Raw genomic sequence first — 2,352 nt, 5'->3', positions numbered from 1 at the left:
CATTTCTTTCCACTCTAAAACCAATTTATATAGTTCATCAGTTGAAATAAAGCAAGGTTCCCCAAGACTTTCATCATCCATTTGATAGTATACTTCTGTTTCTTCTTTGCCTATATCGATATTCAGCATATTACCGCCAAAGTCTGACTCTTCTTTTTGACCAGTAACAACTGCCTCTAATTCTTTATAAATGTGAGGGTAAAAAGTATTAACCTCAATGATAAAAAACTCGCCTAAAGTTTGATAGTTTTCATCCAAGAATTTTATCGATAATCTAATATCACCGTCAGGATATTTAAATATTCCATATTGTCTTTTTAACATTTGTTACGTCCTATATCTTTCTATTTATTTACTGCTAGGAAAAGCTGAAATAATCTTTTCATCAGAGTCTAAATATATCGTAATCTATATAATTTAAATATCAACATATTCTGTGAAAACAGTTCTTACATAAGAACCATTCCATTATCTAATATAACTTTATAGTCTTCAATATTTGTATTTTCATTGTCGTACCATGCATTTACTATCTGAGCTTGATTATCAATTATTTGAGCAATTTCAAATTTGAAATTTTTATAAGGAGCAAAGCTTGGCTCTTCAACTAGTATTTCTCCCATTTTATCTTTTGTTTCTAATAATATTCTCAAGCAATTTTCATTATCAATTAAAACTTCTAGACTAATATTTTCTTGTTTTAGAATATTAATGTTTTCTGATAGCCACTCTTTAGTCACTTTTTTTACTTCTTGAAGTCGACTCATTACTTTTCTCCTTTGATATTTATATTACGAGCATCCGGCATTTCTGTTATGGCTGTCCGTCAGGAAGTAACGGTCAATTGCATAGCTATGATTAGTCCTCTCAGTCTCTGACATGCCTAAACTGCCAAATGGTTTCACATGAGCTTGGGAAATGGCGTTTTTGAGCTCAGGAAATTCTTTTTCTATCTCCTCTTGGCTCATTCCATCTATTTTTTCTTAAAAGCTGGATTAACCTTAGATATTTTTTGAGACAGAGATTTCTTTTGAATAATTACACGACCTGAGTAAACCCAAGCCGTGTAATAGTTTTATGAATCTATATTGGATTCTTTATACTAGTTCAATCTTCTAAAATCACAGGAAAAATATCTTCCCCTCTATGCATTTTTTCTTCCATTTCTTTCCACTCTAAAACCAATTTATAAAGCTCATTTGTAGGAATAAAGCATGGACTACCTAATATTTCTTCCTCAAATTGGAAGTATACTTCCGTTATTTCTTTGCCAATTTCAATCCCTAAGAGATTACCATCAAAAGCATATTCTTCCATACTCCCAGAAATTACACTCTCCAAAGCTTCTCGAACATCCAGATAAAAATTATGGACCTCCGAATTTAAAAAATTTGATAAGGAGTGACAATTGGGACTATCAAATTCTACTAACAAAAATTTCTGACTATCATTATTTTTATTTACTTTTACAATATAGTTTCGTCTCATTTATATACACCTTTAAAATTATTCTATTTTAGCGGATAAGCAGTAATAATTTTCCCCTCAGAATTTAAAATTATTTCAATGCTTATTCCATTTTGACTTGTTCCTATATAACGACTACCTTCCATCAATACCTTGTTGGAATATGCCTCATTAATGGCATCTACAACCTCCTGCGGACTCATATGGTCAGGGAAGAAGGTTGATTTCCCTCCATTAGCTTTCTTAAGAGTTCCATTTACTTCAACTTTTGCCTCATAAATCCCAGCATCATTTAAGGCCGGCCCTTTCGTACCCTCGATAATATTTCCAGAAGTCCCCTCTACCATATCATAGTGATAGCCTCCTGCTCGACCTTTTTTATTTATATCACCTTCAAAAATGTGAATCTTAGACTTATCTGTAAAGTTCTCTGTATGCTTAAGATTCGCTAAGTCATCCATAGTGTAGGTTTTAACCTCAACCACCGGCTGACTCCCCATACTCGGAATCTTCCCTTTAATCCAGTCTTTCCCTTTACCAAAAGCTTCGGGGATTGTTGTATAAGGCTTATTGTAATACTGGTTATACCCCACATAAGCAGAATACAAGGCAGTTCCCCAGCTAAGTGTTTCAGTGATAGGATGGATGTGATTATACCATTCAGCTGTTTGGATTTCTTCGGCTGTTGCTGGCTCAAGTGTAATTGGATTGATCCCTTCTTCAAGGATGTAATGATTAAACTTCGCCATATAATTAGGGTCGCGCCAGCTAAGTAATTTCTGACTGTCCATTAAAAAATAACGGTCTGTCACATAGCGATGATTGGCCCATTCAGTCTCTGACATGCCTAAACTTCCAAATGGTTTCACATGAGCTTGGGAAATG

Annotated in this window: 5 protein-coding genes; all 5 read right to left on the bottom strand. The window is 33.9% G+C overall.

What is annotated here, in order from left to right; genetic code table 11:
* Positions 1-324: hypothetical protein (locus HMPREF3108_RS04240; RefSeq protein WP_176744512.1), on the bottom strand; the 324-nt coding region annotated here is incomplete at its 3' end.
* A gap of 125 nt (positions 325-449) precedes the next feature.
* Positions 450-767, bottom strand: a complete 318-nt coding sequence (locus HMPREF3108_RS04235) for a hypothetical protein (protein WP_002896313.1) — start codon at positions 765-767, stop codon at positions 450-452.
* Positions 768-791: 24 nt separating this feature from the next.
* Positions 792-968 (bottom strand): hypothetical protein, encoded by a 177-nt coding sequence (locus HMPREF3108_RS10805; RefSeq protein ID WP_155719696.1) that lies wholly within the window; start codon positions 966-968, stop codon positions 792-794.
* 139 nt (positions 969-1,107) lie between these two features.
* On the bottom strand, positions 1,108-1,488 hold the full coding sequence (locus tag HMPREF3108_RS04230; protein ID WP_070493412.1) for a hypothetical protein: 381 nt from the start codon (positions 1,486-1,488) through the stop codon (positions 1,108-1,110).
* Between the two features lie 23 nt (positions 1,489-1,511).
* Positions 1,512-2,352: EndoU domain-containing protein (locus HMPREF3108_RS10900; RefSeq protein WP_256262216.1), on the bottom strand; the 841-nt coding region annotated here is incomplete at its 5' end.

It is taken from the genome of Streptococcus sp. HMSC10A01 (assembly GCF_001807785.1).
GTDB lineage: Bacteria > Bacillota > Bacilli > Lactobacillales > Streptococcaceae > Streptococcus > Streptococcus gordonii.
This window is presented reverse-complemented; position numbering and strand designations above follow the sequence as displayed.